Annotated in this window: 15 protein-coding genes and 1 pseudogene; 1 reads left to right on the top strand and 15 read right to left on the bottom strand. The window is 63.0% G+C overall.

What is annotated here, in order from left to right; all coding sequences use genetic code 11:
• From KEC16_RS15165 to KEC16_RS15140, 6 genes and pseudogenes are all read right to left on the bottom strand, one after another.
• Window positions 1–236, bottom strand: a pseudogene (locus tag KEC16_RS15165) (hypothetical protein); the annotation flags it as partial.
• Window positions 237–238: 2 nt separating this feature from the next.
• Window positions 239–1,006, bottom strand: a complete 768-nt coding sequence (locus KEC16_RS15160; RefSeq protein ID WP_211550431.1) for a substrate-binding periplasmic protein — start codon at window positions 1,004–1,006, stop codon at window positions 239–241.
• Between the two features lie 62 nt (window positions 1,007–1,068).
• On the bottom strand, window positions 1,069–1,299 hold the full coding sequence (locus KEC16_RS15155) for a TraR/DksA C4-type zinc finger protein (RefSeq protein ID WP_211550429.1): 231 nt from the start codon (window positions 1,297–1,299) through the stop codon (window positions 1,069–1,071).
• A 153-nt stretch (window positions 1,300–1,452) separates the two neighbouring features.
• Window positions 1,453–2,193 carry a PhoH family protein gene (locus KEC16_RS15150; RefSeq protein WP_211550427.1) on the bottom strand — a complete coding sequence of 247 codons (741 nt, stop codon included), beginning with the start codon at window positions 2,191–2,193 and terminating at the stop codon, window positions 1,453–1,455.
• A 275-nt stretch (window positions 2,194–2,468) separates the two neighbouring features.
• Complete coding sequence (locus tag KEC16_RS15145; RefSeq protein WP_211550425.1) at window positions 2,469–2,885, bottom strand: hypothetical protein; 417 nt, start codon at window positions 2,883–2,885, stop codon at window positions 2,469–2,471.
• Window positions 2,885–3,628 carry a tetratricopeptide repeat protein gene (locus KEC16_RS15140; protein ID WP_211550423.1) on the bottom strand — a complete coding sequence of 248 codons (744 nt, stop codon included), beginning with the start codon at window positions 3,626–3,628 and terminating at the stop codon, window positions 2,885–2,887. Before KEC16_RS15140 ends, KEC16_RS15145 begins: the two co-directional genes overlap by 1 nt.
• Window positions 3,629–3,697: 69 nt before the next feature.
• On the opposite strand from KEC16_RS15140, the gene KEC16_RS15135 reads away from it, so the two are divergent.
• A complete protein-coding gene (locus KEC16_RS15135; protein ID WP_211550421.1) occupies window positions 3,698–4,549 on the top strand; it encodes an SDR family oxidoreductase in 852 nt (283 codons plus the stop codon).
• Between the two features lie 6 nt (window positions 4,550–4,555).
• Here KEC16_RS15135 and KEC16_RS15130 read toward each other — a convergent pair whose 3' ends face one another.
• The 9 genes from KEC16_RS15130 to KEC16_RS15090 all read right to left on the bottom strand — a co-directional run bounded on the left by KEC16_RS15130 (window position 4,556) and on the right by KEC16_RS15090 (window position 16,081).
• Window positions 4,556–5,440, bottom strand: coding sequence for a CheR family methyltransferase (locus tag KEC16_RS15130; protein ID WP_211550419.1), 885 nt, complete (start codon window positions 5,438–5,440; stop codon window positions 4,556–4,558).
• A gap of 4 nt (window positions 5,441–5,444) precedes the next feature.
• Window positions 5,445–6,602 carry a protein-glutamate methylesterase/protein-glutamine glutaminase gene (locus KEC16_RS15125; RefSeq protein WP_249209222.1) on the bottom strand — a complete coding sequence of 386 codons (1,158 nt, stop codon included), beginning with the start codon at window positions 6,600–6,602 and terminating at the stop codon, window positions 5,445–5,447.
• A gap of 33 nt (window positions 6,603–6,635) precedes the next feature.
• Entirely contained in the window at window positions 6,636–7,001 is a 366-nt protein-coding gene (locus KEC16_RS15120; protein ID WP_211550418.1) for a response regulator, read from the bottom strand.
• 66 nt (window positions 7,002–7,067) lie between these two features.
• Window positions 7,068–7,553 (bottom strand): chemotaxis protein CheW, encoded by a 486-nt coding sequence (locus KEC16_RS15115; RefSeq protein WP_211550416.1) that lies wholly within the window; start codon window positions 7,551–7,553, stop codon window positions 7,068–7,070.
• A gap of 58 nt (window positions 7,554–7,611) precedes the next feature.
• Window positions 7,612–10,350 (bottom strand): hybrid sensor histidine kinase/response regulator, encoded by a 2,739-nt coding sequence (locus tag KEC16_RS15110; RefSeq protein ID WP_211550414.1) that lies wholly within the window; start codon window positions 10,348–10,350, stop codon window positions 7,612–7,614.
• A gap of 154 nt (window positions 10,351–10,504) precedes the next feature.
• The gene (locus KEC16_RS15105) at window positions 10,505–11,146 is read right to left on the bottom strand and encodes a histidine phosphotransferase family protein (RefSeq protein ID WP_211550412.1); all 642 of its coding nucleotides are present in this window, start codon (window positions 11,144–11,146) and stop codon (window positions 10,505–10,507) included.
• Window positions 11,147–11,204: 58 nt separating this feature from the next.
• Window positions 11,205–13,127, bottom strand: coding sequence for an asparagine synthase (glutamine-hydrolyzing) (asnB, locus tag KEC16_RS15100; protein WP_211550410.1), 1,923 nt, complete (start codon window positions 13,125–13,127; stop codon window positions 11,205–11,207).
• 339 nt (window positions 13,128–13,466) lie between these two features.
• Window positions 13,467–15,029: a DHA2 family efflux MFS transporter permease subunit gene (locus tag KEC16_RS15095; RefSeq protein ID WP_211550442.1), complete on the bottom strand. Its 1,563-nt coding sequence runs from the start codon at window positions 15,027–15,029 to the stop codon at window positions 13,467–13,469.
• Between the two features lie 17 nt (window positions 15,030–15,046).
• The gene (locus KEC16_RS15090) at window positions 15,047–16,081 is read right to left on the bottom strand and encodes an HlyD family secretion protein (protein ID WP_211550408.1); all 1,035 of its coding nucleotides are present in this window, start codon (window positions 16,079–16,081) and stop codon (window positions 15,047–15,049) included.
• Window positions 16,082–16,198 lie beyond the last annotated feature (117 nt).

Raw genomic sequence — 16,198 nt, 5'->3', positions numbered from 1 at the left:
TATAAAAGCCCGTGCCGCTTCGAGGCCGAAGCTGCATAGACAGAGAAACGCTCTCCACTCTTTCCGGGCAAGTCCAAGTTGAACAGGTTGAAAAAACTGTAGGGGGCAAGATTGACGATTCCATCGGCGGCGCGGCTGGAAATCCAGCCGATGGGGCGCGGCGCGACGATGGCGTTGAGCGGATCATGGGCCAATCCATGGCCCAAGGCAGGGTTATAGACGTGGAAATCTTCCATGTTCACTCCCAATCGGCCAAGCCGTAGCTGGCCAAAATCTCGGCGAGGCGTCCCGTTTGACGTAAACGAGCGATGCCATCGTCCAAAATGTCGGCCAAAGCTTTGCCGCGTTGGCGGGCCGGCGAGAACGCGATGTGCAGCGAACCACCGCTCAGGTGGCCGGCGATTCGGACTTTGGTGCTCTTGGCGGTCCGGATGATGGTTTCGCGCAAGACGGCCTCGTCATCAAGGACGGTGTCCACGCTCTGGTTCAGCAGGCGGTCCAGATTGCCTTCGGCGGCATGATCGCCCGATTGGGCCGAGACCTGGGGGGCGTGATCAAGCAACCAGGAATCGATGGCGGCGGAATAACTGTAATCCTTCACCGTGGCGATCTGCCGTCCCGCCAGGGAGCCCAGCCCGTCCAGGGAAAAGGTGTCGTCGGCGCGCACGGCAATGGCATTGGCCTGTCGTCCCAGCGCCAGATGATTGCGCGGCAGATCGGGGGCTTCGGTGGGCAGGATGCCGACAATGCCGTCGGCCAGTCCCGAACGCACTTCGTTCAGGCCGGTCGCCCAGGGCCGGAGCTGATAGATCGTCTTCAAGCCGGCCAGGGCCAAGGCCTCGCGGGCGATGTCGATCATATAGCCGGCATGGCCGCTTTGAGGGTCGCATGTATGCGGGCACCAATGGTCGGCGGTAAGGATGACGCTGTCACCGGCCTGGGCGGGCGCTGTGGCCAGTGCCGCCAAGATCACCGCCAGCCAGCGAAAAGGCATTTTTAACGTCATGGGGTATCCTATGCCGGATCACCCACGAATGTTGCGCTTGTCCGCTTTGCCGTCAAGCCCGCTCAGCGTGGCCCGCAGCGGTTATGACGGCGGCTCTCTGCCTCGATATCGGCTGCACATTCCTTGCAGTGACGGGCATGGGGGGTGGCGCGCAGGCGGTCGGCTTCAATGTCGCAGCCACAGGCGCTGCAAATGCCGCTAGAGACGGCGCCGCTGGAACGGGCCAGCACCGCTTGCAGGGCGACTGCATTGAACGCGTCAATCCGCTCGGCGGCGCAATCGATATCGTCCATAACTCTTCCCCTCTGATCACAAGATATTGTGAGGGCGCATTATCCACCAGGGGTGGCGCGCAATAAAATGAAAAGTTTGTTATGTCTTTCGACCATAACGTTCGCGGCCAGACGACGACAGAAGACGGCAAAGACTTCTGTCGCCGCCGGGGGTTACAGAACGGTCAGCATGGACGCCACCAGCGGGTGACGGACAATATCGGTTTCAGCCAGATCAACGACGGCGACTTCGTTCAAGGCGCGCAAGCGGCCGGCGATGTCGGCCAGTCCCGAGATGCCGGGCAACAGGTCGGTCTGGTCGGGATCGCCGGTCAGGACCATGGTGGAATGCCAGCCCAATCGGGTCAGCAGCATCTTGATCTGGCCATAGGTACAGTTCTGCGCCTCGTCGATGACGACGAAGGCGTTGTTCAAGGTGCGGCCGCGCATATACGCGATGGGGGCGACCTCGATGGTGCCGTCGGCGATATACCCGCGCAGGCGTTTGCCCCCCAGGCGATCGGACAAGGCGTCGTAAAGCGGCCGCAGATAGGGCGCCATCTTGTCTTGCAAATCACCGGGCAGGAACCCCAAGGATTCGCCGGCTTCCACCGCGGGGCGCGACAGAATGATGCGGGCGACCTTGCCTTCCTCGAAGGCCTCCACCGCCGCCGAGATGGCCAGGAAGGTCTTGCCGGTGCCGGCCGGGCCCAAGGCCATGGTCAGATGGTGGTCGCGGATGGCTTCCATCAAGTGCCGTTGGCCGTCGCTTTGCGGCCGAACCTTGCGGACATAGGCTTTGTCTCTGCCGGCCTCCTCTTCGCCCAGGGGATGCCATTCGGCCTCGGCCGGGTACAGGGCGATGACGGAATCCGATTTTTGCGACGACAGGTGACGTGCGGGACGCTTAGCCATACCGGTTACCCCCAAATGTGATGGAAGCTGGGTACAAAAAAGGCCTTCCACAGGGGGAAGGCCTTTTGATGCTGATGCGGCGGTGACGGATTTTCCGCCCCCCGAAGCTGAGGGGCTGTTGCGGAAAGAAGGGAAGGCGCTTGGTTGAGGGACAAGGCGTCATGTTCCGTCAAAGCCATCAATCGACAATGACGCTAGCAGAAGATGATTCCCGTTGTCAGCAATAAAAATCACTTCATCTTGTGTGTCATCAAACGACAATACATAGGATTTGATTAAATTCGTTCGAGGCGCCAGCCCAGCGTGATGTATTGCTGCCGTTCCATGCGCGGCCGGATTTGACCGCAGGCAAGCCCGACATAGCAATACAGCCGCTGTGCCGCCGGGTCGTCGAGGACCTTTAGCCACAAGGCGCCGTCGCGCGACAAGACGTCGCCGACTTCCGCCGCCGCCTGTTTGGGGGTGGCGTCAACGCTAAAGCTGAACCCCTCGGCCGGGCGCAATTCCTGTTCAGGATCGAGGTAATGCAGGCGTAAGTGTCGGGGCTCGGCCAAAGGGTCCAGGGGGACCAGGAAGTGGTTGACGTGATCCTTGCCTGTGCGTTCGGCCTTGAGGCAGACCGTCGGCTTGCCGTCCAATGCGGCGATGACGAATTGGCCGGCAGCGACACGAAAGGCCGGGGTGGCTTGCATTACTTGATCCTCACATCCAGCAATTCCAGATTTTTGCGGGCCAGCTCGGCGCTCTCGGATTCGGGGGCCAGTTCCATCGCCCGCAGCCAGTCGGCGCGCGCCCCTTTGCTATCGTCTTTCAGCCGGCGCAAAATCCCGCGTTCCAGCAAGGCGTCGGGGAAATCGGGGTCCAGTTTCAGCGCCTGGTTGATATCGTCTTCGGCGCCAGGAATGTTGTCGAGGAAACGAAAGGCGGTGCCGCGCAAGGTCAAGGCCTCGACCCGGTTGGGCTGGGTGCGCAGTACCTTTGACAGCACTTCCGCCGCTTCGGCGTAGTGATTGACCTGGGCCAGCAACACCGCATGGTCCAGCAAGATGTCGGGATTGCCGGGGGACAGGATCAGGGCGCCGCGCTGAGCCGAATCGGCGCGCGGGATGTTGTTGGCCAATAGCCACGCCTGCGCCGCCTGGGCCAGCATCTCGGCTCGGACGATGTCTTCGCGCACGCTTTCATTGGCCAGGGTTTCCAGGCGTGACGCCGCTTCGCCGTATTTTTCCAAGCCGATCAGGGCGATGGCGGCGCAATGGCGGGCGGCTTCGCCACCGCCCAGGGATTGCCAGGTCAGCGCCTCCTCCCAGCCGGCTTCCGGGTTCTTTTTCGCCAGGATCAGGCAGGCCTTGTATTCCTGGGGGCCGTCGATGACCTGGGCCAAGGCGAACGAGGGCAACAGTAAGAGGGCGACGAACAGGATGGGGCGCAGCATGGAAACCCGTGTGTTATGATTGGCGGCTCACAGTGTGGCGCTGTTGGCCGCCATTGCAAGAGGACATGCATGACCAAGCGTCTGTTCATCTTCGGTTTGGGCTTTTCCGCCCGCGTCATCGCCCGCGCCGCCCTGGCTCAGGGCTGGCAGGTGGCGGGAACCACGCGCTCGGGGGGAGGCGCGGGGCTGGACGGGATCACCGTCTTCGCCTTTGACCGTGGCCACCCCTTGCCGGAGCAGGCGCTGGACGGGGTTACCCATGTGCTGTCGTCGGTGCCGCCGGACGAGCGGGGCGATGCGGTGATGGATTGCGTCGGGGCGCGTTTACGGGCGTTGGCCCCCGCCTGGGTCGGCTATCTGTCAACCACCGGGGTTTATGGCGATCGTGGCGGGGCTTGGGTCGATGAGGATTCGCCGGTCCATCCGGATCTGGAACGCTCGCGGCGGCGCGTGGCGGCGGAACAGGCATGGCTGGCCAGCGGCTTGCCGGTTCATCTTTTCCGTCTTGCCGGCATCTATGGTCCCGGCCGTTCCGCCATCGACAGCGTGCGGGCCGGCAATGCCCGGCGCATTGTCAAACCGGGGCAAGTGTTCAGCCGAATTCATGTCGAGGATATTGCTCAAGCCGTTCTGGCATCGGTCCAGCGGCCGCGTCCTGGCGCTATTTATAACGTCTGCGATGATGATTGTGCCCCGCCGCAAGACGTCATCAGCCATGCCTGCGCCCTATTGGGGCTGGAGCCGCCGGCGGAACTGGATTGGGATCAGGCCAAGGCAAGCCTGTCGCCAATGGCGCTGTCGTTCTATGCCGATAACAAGCGCGTGCGAAACGATCGTCTCAAGGCCGAATTGGGCGTGACGCTGCGTTATCCCAGCTATCGCCAGGGGCTGGCCGCCATCGTGGCCCAGCCCCCGCACTGATTTGGCTTAGCGCTTGATGCCAAAACTGCTGATTGGCGCTGCCGTTGCCGTTGTCGCTGCGGGGGCAGCGCCAATACCGGCGGCGCGGGTGACCGAATAGATGCCGCGCTGTTCCGGCACCGGCTTGAACTTGTCGGAAATGCCAAGCACGGTTTCGGCCCCGCCCAGATACAGCAGCCCATCATCGGGCATGATCTTGGCGATATTTTCCAAGACTCGCGTCTTGGTCGGCTGATCGAAATAGATCAAGACGTTGCGACAGAACACCACGTCGAACTGGCCGAGCGTCTTCAAGTCGTGCAGCAAGTTGTATTCGCGGAACTGGACCATGGCCCGGATCGCCGAATCGATCTGCCACATCTCATTGGTCTTTTTGAAGTACTTGACCAGATATTGGATGGGCAGGCCGCGCTGCACCTCGAATTGGGAATACAGGCCAGCCTTGGCCTTTTCCAGCATCTCGGTGGAAATGTCGGTGCCGACGATCTCGATTTTCCAGCCGGCCAGCTTGGGGCCTTCCTCTTTGAGGATCATGGCCAAAGAATACGCTTCCTGGCCCGACGACGATGCCGCCGACCAGATGCGGAACGACTTTTTCTGCGCCCGGTTGGCCAGCAATTGCGGCAGCACCATGGCCTTGAATTGGTCGAACGGTTTGATGTCGCGGAAGAAGAATGACTCGTTGGTGGTCATGGCTTCGGTGACTTCGCGCAGCAATTCCTCGCTGGCCGTGCGCAACGACGCCACCAGATCGTCCAGACCTTTCAGGCCACGCTTGCGCGCCACCGGGGTCAGGCGGGATTCCAGCAGATAGGCCTTGTCGCGGCTGATCACCAGACCGGAGCGGTCTTTCAGCATCTTGGCGATGAAATCGAAATCTTCGGGACGCATGGTCTTAGCGCCTTGTCGCCAGTTTAATCATCCACGGAGCGATCTCGCCCAGCGGCATGATAGCCGAACAAATACCAGCATGCGCGGCGGCGCCGGGCATGCCCCACACCACCGAGGTGGCCTCGTCTTGTGCGATCACCGTACCTCCGGCCTGAACCACCACGTTGCCCCCCTTGGCGCCGTCCGACCCCATGCCGGTCAGGATGGCGACCAACACCCGCTTGCCATAGGCGGCGGAAATGCTGCGCAACATCGGGTCGACGGCGGGACGGCAAAAGTTTTCCGGCGGGTCCTTGGTCAGGCGCAGAATTTTATCGACGCCCTTGGTTTCCACCAGCATGTGAAAATCGCCGGGGGCCACATAGACGCGGCCGCCCTTGATGACTTCGCCGTCCTGGGCTTCCTTGGCGTCCCAGCCCGAAACACGGGTGATGTGCTCGGCCAGGATGGTGGTGAAGGTGGCCGGCATGTGCTGGGTAATCAGGATTGGTTGTTTCACCGTGCCGGCGCGCATGACGCCCAACAGATTGAACAGCGCCTGCGGGCCGCCCGTTGATGAGCCGATGGCGATGATATCGGGGGGCTCGGGCGTATGGGTGCGCAGCTTGAGCGGGGCCGCCGGCGTCAGCGCCGAGGGGCGCGGAGCCGAGGAAATGATGCTGGGGCGGGCGGAGGTGGTGGTGCCAGGGCGCGCTTTGCGATTGGGGTCGCGACGGCGCGCCAGCCCCAGGGCCTTGACCTTGCCCAGCAGCTCGGCCTTGAAATCCATGCCGCCGGCCAGCTCGCGGGTGGCGGTCGGCTTGGGGATATAATCGGCGGCGCCCATTTCCAGCGCCCGCATCGACACGTCGGCCCCCTTGAGGGTCAGCGTCGATTGCATGATGACGCGCACGCCGGGATCAATTTTCAGCAGCTTGGGCAGCGCGGTCATGCCGTCCATCACCGGCATTTCGATGTCGAGCAGGATAACATCGACGTCTTGGCGTTCCAGCGCCGACAGGGCCATCTGGCCGTTGCCAACCGAAGCGATGACGGCAATGCCGCTGTCTTCTTCCAAGATACGGGTCACCAGCCCGCGCACCACGGCCGAATCATCGACAAGCATGACCCGCACCTTGTCAGATGCGGCGGCATTTGCGGCAGGGGCGGCTTCAGAGGTCATGCGACCGCAATCCTTTCGTGGTCAGACCGGAACTTACAGCAGACCGACCTGCGAGAACTTCGCCTGAAGAATCTCGCTATCGAAAGGCTTCATGATGTACTCGTTGGCGCCAGCGGTAATGGCCTCTTGGATATGCTCGATATCGTTTTCGGTGGTGCAAAACACCACGACCGGATGACCGCCATTGGGGAGCTTGCGCAATTCACGCAGGAAGTCGATGCCGTTCATCACCGGCATGTTCCAGTCCAGCAGGACGGCATCAGGCATCTGGCCCTTGCAATAATCCAGGGCCTGCTGACCGTCCTCGGCCTCGGCGGTGGCAAAGGTCAGTTCATGCAAAATTTTCTTGGCCACCATACGAATGACCTTGGAATCATCAACGATCAGACAGGACTTCATGCCCCAAATGCCTCCGCTTGGTGGTGCCCGAGGCCGGTGGCGACCCAGGCCCTAACCCGGCCTATACTATTCGCTTTTATTGAAATCCAGAAGCTTGGCGACATCCAAAACCACCAGTAATTTATCATCGAGACGATAAATTCCGGCGGAAAACTCTCGCCACATGGGGTCAAGGGTCGGCGGGTTACGCTCGAACTTGGCCACCGGCAGCGATAGGACTTCACCGACTTGGTCGACCATCAGCGAGTATAACTCGCCGCCTTGCTCGACCACGACGCTCATGCCCTTGTTGTCTTCGTCGGCGCGCTTGAGGCCCAGGCGCAGCCGAACATCAATGGCGGTCACGATCCGGCCGCGCAGGTTCAGCGATCCGGCCACTTCACGCGGCGCCAACGGAATGCGCGTAATCTTTTGCGGGCCCAGAACATCTTGGACGGTCAGGACGGCAATGCCGAACATCTGACCATCAATGAACATGGTCACATAATCCTGGGTCTCGGGCGCGACCAACTCGGTGCTGGGGCGCTTGGAGGCGGGAACGATCTGGTTCACTTCGTGGCCCCCCTAATCTGTGATTGGTCGAGTGTGGCGGCGCGAGTGCGAAGGGTGATCATGCGGCACCTTTAAGGGTGGCGAGGGTCGAGGCGATGGTTTGCAGCAGGGAATCGCGGTCGAACTTGGCCACGTAATCGTTGAAACCGACCTGGCGGCCACGCTCGAAATCCTTTTCGGTGGCGTGGGACGACAGCGCAATCATCGGCGTATTGAACCAGCGGCCATCGGCGCGCACAGCGGTGGCGAATTCGAACCCGCTCATGCCCGGCATTTCGATGTCGCTGATGATGATGTCGAACTCATAGCTCTGTTCGCGCAAGGCCAAGGCGCGGTCGGCGGCTTCGACGGCGGTGACGTCATACCCGGCGACCGATAGCAGCGGCACCAACAAGTTGCGGAAGAACGGGCTGTCATCGACCAGCAAGATACGCGGCTGCGAACCTTCGTCCTCGCCGTATTCCTTGTCGTTGCGGCCGAACCAATCGCCGAAAGCCTGCGGCAGGTAATAGCCGGCGTCGATGATGGTGGTGGCCTTGCCGGCGATGACGGCGGTGCCGATGACGCCGGGATTGTCGGCGGTCAGTTCCACCTTCAGGCGGTCCTCGACGATATCGACGATCTCGTCGACGGCCAGACCCATGGTGTGTTCGCGATCCGAGAACACCAGCACCGGCTGACGACCTTCTTCGCGGAACTGGGTGGTGCCGTCGATGGACACCAGCGGCATCAGGTGGCCGCGATACTGAACCATGGGTTTGCCATGGCTGTATTCGACGTCCTTGATGTCGATTTCTTCCAGGCGCGCCACCAGGGCCAGCGGCACCGCCTTGAGGTCGTCGCCGCAGGCGCGGAAGACCAACAGGCTGGTCTTGGAATCGTTGCCCTTGTCGCGCGTCACCGTCTGTTCCGTCGTCTGGCCGCCGCCAAGCACGCCGGATTCACCGGTGGCCCCGGCGATGCCGTTGGGGTCAAGGATCATGATGACCGAGCCATCGCCCAAGATGGTGTTGCCCGAGAACATGGAGATGTGACGCAGGATCGGCGCCACCGGCTTGACCACGATTTCTTCGGTGTCGAAGACGCGATCGACGATGATGCCGAAGGTGTAGGTGCCGACCTGGGTGACGACGATGAAGGTTTCCTGGTCTTCGCCGTTGGACAGACGCAGCAGCTTTTTCAGGCTGACCAGCGGCAACAAGCGGTCGCGCAAGCGCAGGACCGGGGCGTTGTTGATCAGCTCGATGCCGTGTTCGGAATTATTGGTGACGCGCACCAGTTCAAGCACGCTGATCTGGGGAATGGCGAAGCGTTCCGCCGCGCATTCGACAATCAGGGCGGAAACGATGGCCAGGGTCAGCGGGATCTTGATGACGAAAGTCGATCCCTTGCCCGGATAGCTTTTCAGTTCGACGGTGCCGCCGATCTTTTCGATATTGGTGCGCACCACATCCATGCCGACGCCGCGCCCGGACACCGAGGTCACCTTTTCGGCGGTGGAGAATCCGGCCTTGAAGATGAACTGGTAAATCTGCTGCGGCGCCATGGATTCCAGTTCGGATTCCGTCGCCAGATTGTTGGAGATGGCTTTTTGCTTGATGCGGTCGAGGTTGAGGCCGCGGCCGTCATCGGAAATCTCGATGATGATGTGTCCGCCCTCATGGAAGGCGTTCAGCACCACCTTGCCCACTTCCGGCTTGCCGGCGGCCTTGCGCTCTTCCGGGCCTTCCAGGCCGTGATCGGCGGAATTGCGGACCATGTGGGTCAGCGGATCCTTGATCAGCTCGAGAACTTGGCGATCCAGTTCGGTCTCGGCCCCCAGCATCTGGAGGTCGATCTTCTTGCTCATTTCGACCGAGAGATCGCGGACGATGCGCGGCAGTTTGGCCCAGGCATTGCCGATGGGCTGCATGCGGGTTTTCATCACCCCTTCTTGCAGATCGGTGGTGATGTGGGACAAACGCTGCAACGGCGCGGTGAATTCGGAATCGTCGCGGCCGCGAACCATCTGTAGCAGCTGGTTGCGGGTCAGCACCAACTCGGAAACCAGGGTCATCAGGTTTTCCAGCAGCTCGACGTTGACGCGGATGGTCTGGGCGGCAACGGCGGATTCGGCGGCGGGGGCGGTGCCGGCGGGCACCACTTCCTTGGTCTGCGCCGGCGGGCTGGGCGGGACGGCGGGGACCGAAGCCTTGGGCGGTTCGGGCGGCGGCGGCGGCGCGGCGGCGGGAGCAGCGGCGGCGGCCTTGGCCGCCTCTTCCTTGGCCCGTTCCTTGGCCATCTCGGCAAATACGTCGGTATCGGAAGCGGCGCGCTTGCCGGCGGCATAGGCGGCTTCGACTTCGGCCAAAAGGTCGGCGGCGACGGGGAAGGAGGGCTCCTCCACCGCCGGAGCGGCGCCGGCGGCGCCAGGGGCGACATAGCGGCCTTCGGCCATGTCGTTGAGCGAGGCGATCAGGTCCTCATCGCTGCCTTCCGGCTCGCATTCATTTTGTTCCAGGTGACCCAAGATCAGCTTGATGCGGTCGATGGCCTGCAAGATCAGGGTGACGGCCGAGGGGGTGACCTCGAGCTCGCCATCGCGGAACTTGCCCAAGACATTCTCGCCGGCATGGGCGACGTGTTCCAGACGGGGCAGGCCCAGGAAGCCGCAGGTGCCCTTGATGGTGTGCACGAGGCGGAAGATGTTTTGCAAGATCGCCGGTTCGGGATTTTGCTCGAGCTTCACCAGCTCGACGTCGAGCACGGAAAGACTCTCCGAGGTTTCCGTCAGAAATTCGCTAAGGAGATCATCCATGGCCGACTCCAAAACTCCACGCCGTAACACCAAAAAACACCACGATAGCCCCTTGCGGGCAGACTTTCGCAGACGAGTGCATCGACTAATACCACGGTCAAGGGGGCATTAGAAGAACCCATACGAACCAGATAGCAACTTCCTGTGTCGTATCCTAATCCGCCGGCTTTACCGCAACGCGTAACCCCCGGGGGGTCAGGGTCGCGGTAATGTGCCCGCTCAGTTTTTTTGCCAGCAATCGGGTAAAGACGGCCTGTGCCGCGCGGGGGCCGTCGGCCAGCCCACCCTCGTGCAGCGCTGTCTTGACGTCGTCGGCCAGACTGGCCGGTTCGCCGTGGGCCAGCAATGCCGGCCAACCATCGGTCAGGCTGAGTTCCATGTGGCCGCCGCGCGGCAGGGCGTCGCGGCCGAGAAGGACTAAATTGAGCAGGAGACGGGCCCGGTCCCCATCGATCTGGTCCGGGCAATCGATCCAGGTGGTGACAATGGCCGGGGCGGCGACACTCGCTTGGCTGTGCAGGTGGCCATCGACCAAACCGCGCAACGCCGATTGTGATTGCGGAGATGAATGGGCCGGGCCCAGGGCGGCGCGCAACAGGCGCAGGCGGGCGGCGGCGCCGGAGGCGCTGGTCGAGACCAGGGCCAAGGTTTCAGCGTCGCCTCCCCCCAGATCCTCGAACAACTCGGCCCCGGCGGCGGTGGCGCCGACCGGCCCGGCCAGATCATGGCAGACGCGGGCGCACAGCAGCTCGGCGAGTGTCAGGATGTCTTGCGTCGGTTCGGTTTCATCGGCCATGGCAAAAAGGTAACAGCCCCTTGCCCCCACGCGAAGCGAAAATCAGCGCGGAAAGGATTCAACGTCCCCGCGCGGCCAGCCAAGCCTGTGCCATCAGCGCATGCCACAATTCAGTCTGCCAGTTCTTGCGGCCGGAACGATGGTCGCTCCAGCACCGTGCCAGCAGGCGGGCATTGAACAAACCCTGGCGGCGCAGGCGATCCTCGGACAGCAAGTCGTCGGCCCAGTCGCGCAGACGGCCGGTCAACCAGCGCCCGACCGGCACCTCGAAGCCCATCTTGGGGCGGTCGACCAGGGATTGCGGGGCGTAACGGTACAAGACGTCGCGCAGCACCGTCTTGCCGTGCTCGGCATTGATTTTCAGCGCCGTCGGCAAGCTCCAGGCGAATTCGACGATGGCGTGGTCGAGGAAGGGCAGCCGCGCCTCGAGCGAGGCGGCCATGGTGGCGCGGTCGGTCTTCACGCATAAATCGTCGGGCAGATAGCCCAGGGCATCGAGCACCATTACCGTCAGCGCCGGATCGCCAAGATTCGGCTGGCGGCGGGAATCGGTATACAGGCTGTCGCGGTCCTGGGCGCCCAGGACCGTCGGCGGCATGCCGCGCCAGCGGCTGTAATGCTGGCCCAGCATCTGGCCAATGCCGTCGGTTTCCAGATTTTCCAGGGCTTTGCGCAAACGGAAGCCGGGATAAGAGCGGCGCTTGCGCCCGCCCAGGGCGGCGAGGCCGGCAACGGCATTGATCAATCCGGGCGGGACCATGCGGCCGGCGCGGGCGAGACTGCGCAGCCAATGCGGCGTTGCCGTCAACCGCGACCAGTCACGCGGAATCGAACGATAAATGCCGTAACCGCCGAATAATTCGTCGGCACCATCGCCAGACAAGGCGACGGTGACGTCGCGGCGGGTGATTTGGGCCAGCAACGCGGTGGGCAATTGTGCCGGATCGGCGAAGGGTTCGTCCCAGATGGCCGGCAGGTGGGGGACCAGGGCCAGGGCGTCGTCGTCGGAAATGCGTATTTCCGTGTGGCGGGTGCCCAGGTGGTCGGCGACGGCGCGGGCATAAGGACTTTCGTCATAGCCGGCGGCGTCGAAGCCGATGGTAAAGCTGTGCACCGGCGTCGGCGACAATTCCTGCATGATTGCCGCCGTGACCGAGGAATCGATGCCGCCGGACAGGAACACCCCGACCGGGACGTCGGCCTGCATGCGCAAGGCGATGGATGAGCGCAGCAATTGATTGAGCCGTTCCGCCGCGGCGGCGGCGCCGCCGGTAAAGCTGCCGGCCACGGTCTGCGCCCGTTCGATCGCCGACCAATAGGAGCGGATCACCTGCTGGTCGCCCTTGATGGTCATCACCGTGCCGGGCGGCAATTTCTGCGCCTGGGCATAGATGCTGCCGGGGGTGGGCACCCAGCCCAGGCGCATGTATTGCGCCAGGGCGTCGCGATCAAGGCTGTCGTCGAAAGCGGGGTGGACGGCCAGGGCCTTAAGCTCGGAGCCGAACATCCAGGTGCCGCCATGGTGGGACCAATAGAGCGGCTTTTCGCCGATGCGGTCGCGGGCCAGATACAGCGTGTGTTCCAGCCGGTCCCACAAGGCGATGGCGAACATGCCGTCGGAGAGAGCCAACGCCCGCTCGACCCCCCAGCGGGCGATTGCCTCCAGCAAGATCTCGGTGTCGGAATGGCCGCGCCATTCCACCGGTTCCAGGCGGTCGCGCAATTGGCCGTGATTATAGATCTCGCCATTGAAGACGACGACCCAGCGGCCATCACGCGACGCCATGGGCTGGTGTCCGTGCGGCGACAGGTCGATGATGGACAAACGGCGAAAGCCCAAAGCGATGCCGGCATTGTCATCAACCCATTGGCCGCGATCATCGGGGCCGCGATGAACCAAGGTGTCGGCCATGGCCCCGACCACGCGGGCGCGGTCGGCGGTGGCGGATTTGGTGTCAAGAAAACCGGCGAAGCCGCACATGGGGGGGACGCATCCTGTTCAGTCGGGGCGACCTTAGCCGCCTTGAGCGGCCCTGGCAACAAGGCTCGGCCGCCGCCGTGAACCGAAAGCCGCCGGAGAGGGTTGGGGCGGGATTCCGGCGAAAGGTTCACGGCGGCAACCGAAGGTGTTGCGTCTGGGGCGGGTTTGCCCCGCCCCCCAAATTCAGCCGGCGCGGCGTCTGAGCGGCCCCGGCACGGGGCGGGCTTGGCCCCCAAATTCAGCCGGCGCGGCGTTTGAGCGGCCCCGGCACGGGGCGGGCTTGTCCCAAAATTCAGCCGGCGCGGCGTTTGAGCGGCCCCGGCACGGGGCGGGTTTGCCCTAATGCGCGTCGGCGCTGGCCGCCGCCGGATGCTTGACCCGATGCACCAGCGGCATCAGCAACAGCCCCAGTAGGAAAACCAGCGACATGGATAGCAAGATGTCTCCGAAAGCCATGGTCGAGGCTTGCTGTTTGGTGATGTTGAACAAGGTGCGCAGGGCGGCTTGATCGGGATCGCCGGGGATCAGGCCGGCCATGCGGGTGGAAATGTCGGACAGACGGGTGACCGCCTCGAGATTGTCCGGGGTCAGGCTTTCGCTGAGACGCGTCATGTGCAAATCGGTGCGGGTGCGCAAAAACGTGGTGATCGCGGCCAGACCAATGGCGCCGCCCAGATTGCGCATCAGGTTGTACAGCCCCGAGGCGTTCTGGACCTCGGAGGGAGCCAGATGCCCCAGGGCGACGGCATTGATGGGGACGAAACAAAACATCAGGGCCAGCCCGCGCACCGCCTGGGGCAGAAACATTTCCCAATAGCCCCATTGGCTGGTCAGATAGTGGTTCAGCCACAGACCGGTGCCGAACAAAATCAGCCCCATGCTCAGCATCAGCCGCAGATCCAGCTTTTTCGCCAGGGCTCCGGCCAACGGCGCCGACATGAATTGGAACATGCCGGTGACCATCATGGTGATGCCGATTTCCAGCGACGAATAGCCGCGGATGCGCCCCAGATAAAGCGGGATGACATAGACCGAACCATAAAGGCCGATGCCGATGATGAAGCTGTACAGGCAGCCGACGGCGAAATTGCGGTCATGAAAGGCTTTGACGTCGACCACCGGATGCGGCGTGGTCAGTTCCCGCCACAAAAAGGCCATGCCGGCCAGGGAACACAAGAGGGTCATCACCACGATCTTGGGTTCGTCGAACCAATCGTCGCCGGGGCCTTCCTCTAAAATGTATTGCAAACTGCCGAGAAAGGCGGCGACCAGGACGATGCCGGCCAGGTCGAAGCCTTTCAGCATTTCCAGCCGGGGGCGATCGACATGGACGAAGCTGCCGACCAGGGTGGCGACGATCAGGCCGGGGACGACGTTGATCAAGAACAGCCAGTGCCAGGAAAACGCTTCGGTCAGCCAGCCGCCCAGGGTCGGCCCCAAGGTCGGGGCCATGGTCGCCACCAGCCCGATCAGCACCGAGATGCCGGCGCTCATCCGCGGCGGAAACATCAGGAACGAGGTGGCGAAGACGGTGGGGATCATGGCGCCGCCCAAGAAGCCCTGGATGGCCCGGAACACGATCATCGATTCGATGCTCCAGGCAAAGGCGCAGGCAATGGAGGCGGCGGTGAACGTCAGGCACGAGGCCAGGAACAGCCAACGGGTGGAAAACACGCGGGCCATCCATCCCGACAGCGGGATCATCACCACCTCGGCGATCAGATAGGCGGTCTGGACCCAGGAAATCTCATCGGCCGAGGCGGAAATGCCGGCCTGAATTTGGGCGATGGAACTGGCGACGATCTGAATGTCCAAGATGGCCATGAACATGCCGACGACCATGGCGAAAAAGCCGATCCAGTCGCGAGGAGTGACCACCCGGTCTTCGGGACGGATGGTCATGCGCGGATCGGCGGGACTCAATTGGCGGCTCCGGTCCGGGTATCGACCTTGACGACCACCGATAAGCCGGGGACCAAGCGGCCGGCCAATGGGCCGTCATGGGGAATGGTGATGCGCACCGGCACCCGCTGGACGATCTTGGTGAAGTTGCCGGTGGCGTTTTCCGGCGGCAGCAGGCTGAACTTCGAGCCGGTGGCGGGCGAGAACCCGGTCACCGTGCCGGTTAGCGGCTGGCTGGGAAAGGCGTCGACGATGATGGTGACGCTTTGACCGGGGCGCAGGCGATCAAGCTGGGTTTCCTTGAAATTGGCGTCGATCCACACCTCGTCCACCGGCACCACCGACAGCAGGTGCTGGCCGGGGCGGACGTAATGGCCCAGGCGGGCGACGCGGTTGCCGATAACGCCGTCGACCGGGGCGCGGATGATGGTGGCGGCCAGATCGGCCTGGGCCAGATCCAGTTGCGCCTGGGCCTGGGTGACCTGAGCCTCGGCGACGTCGCGGTCGGCCTCCAACACCGCCAACTGGCGTTTGGCGGCGGTGGCCTGGGCGTTGCTGCCCTGCAAGCCGGCGGCGGCCTTGGCCGCCTCGGCGGTTTGGGTGTCAAAGCGCTGGCGGCTGACAAAGTCTTCCTTGACCAGACTTCTGGTCCGTTCCAGATCCTGGCGGGAACGGGTCAGATCGGCCTTGGCCGCCGAAATGCCGGCCCCGGCCTGGGCCATCACCGCCTGCTGCACCGCGACCTTGTCATCGAGTTGCAGCAAGGTCGCCTTGCGCGCCGCCAGCACGGCGGCGGCTTCGGCCGCCTTGGCCCGATAATCGCCGTCGTCGATGCGGATCAGCACATCGCCAGCCTTGACCCGCTGGTTGTCGTCGACCACCACTTCGACCACATGGCCGGCCACCTTGGGCGTCATGTTGGTGATGTCGCCTTCCACATAGGCGTCATCGGTGGATTCCATGAAGCGGCCATCGGCGTACCAGCGCCAGCCGAAAAACACGGCGGCACACAGAGCGACAAGGGCGGCGACGCGGAGAATGATCTTTTTCATGGGGACGACCTGAACTGAACGGTTCAGTTTTATATGCGTCGTGGCGATCTCAGGTCAAGGGGCGCGCATTATCCGGGCCAGGGTTTTTGAAAATTCAACGCCAGCCCCTGGGGCGAA

The organism is Magnetospirillum sulfuroxidans, assembly GCF_018224925.1.
GTDB classification, from domain to species: domain Bacteria; phylum Pseudomonadota; class Alphaproteobacteria; order Rhodospirillales; family Magnetospirillaceae; genus Magnetospirillum; species Magnetospirillum sulfuroxidans.
This window is presented reverse-complemented; position numbering and strand designations above follow the sequence as displayed.

Coding starts and splice junctions, on each gene's coding strand:
- KEC16_RS15155 (WP_211550429.1), bottom strand. CDS start 1,299: ATGGACGATATCGATTGCGCCGCCGAGCGGATTGACGCGTTCAATGCA.
- KEC16_RS15105 (WP_211550412.1), bottom strand. CDS start 11,146: ATGGCCGATGAAACCGAACCGACGCAAGACATCCTGACACTCGCCGAG.
- KEC16_RS15135 (WP_211550421.1), top strand. CDS start 3,698: ATGACCAAGCGTCTGTTCATCTTCGGTTTGGGCTTTTCCGCCCGCGTC.
- KEC16_RS15160 (WP_211550431.1), bottom strand. CDS start 1,006: ATGACGTTAAAAATGCCTTTTCGCTGGCTGGCGGTGATCTTGGCGGCA.
- asnB (WP_211550410.1), bottom strand. CDS start 13,127: ATGTGCGGCTTCGCCGGTTTTCTTGACACCAAATCCGCCACCGCCGAC.
- KEC16_RS15140 (WP_211550423.1), bottom strand. CDS start 3,628: ATGCTGCGCCCCATCCTGTTCGTCGCCCTCTTACTGTTGCCCTCGTTC.
- KEC16_RS15125 (WP_249209222.1), bottom strand. CDS start 6,602: ATGACCTCTGAAGCCGCCCCTGCCGCAAATGCCGCCGCATCTGACAAG.
- KEC16_RS15110 (WP_211550414.1), bottom strand. CDS start 10,350: ATGGATGATCTCCTTAGCGAATTTCTGACGGAAACCTCGGAGAGTCTT.
- KEC16_RS15145 (WP_211550425.1), bottom strand. CDS start 2,885: ATGCAAGCCACCCCGGCCTTTCGTGTCGCTGCCGGCCAATTCGTCATC.
- KEC16_RS15120 (WP_211550418.1), bottom strand. CDS start 7,001: ATGAAGTCCTGTCTGATCGTTGATGATTCCAAGGTCATTCGTATGGTG.
- KEC16_RS15130 (WP_211550419.1), bottom strand. CDS start 5,440: ATGCGTCCCGAAGATTTCGATTTCATCGCCAAGATGCTGAAAGACCGC.
- KEC16_RS15090 (WP_211550408.1), bottom strand. CDS start 16,081: ATGAAAAAGATCATTCTCCGCGTCGCCGCCCTTGTCGCTCTGTGTGCC.
- KEC16_RS15150 (WP_211550427.1), bottom strand. CDS start 2,193: ATGGCTAAGCGTCCCGCACGTCACCTGTCGTCGCAAAAATCGGATTCC.
- KEC16_RS15095 (WP_211550442.1), bottom strand. CDS start 15,029: ATGACCATCCGTCCCGAAGACCGGGTGGTCACTCCTCGCGACTGGATC.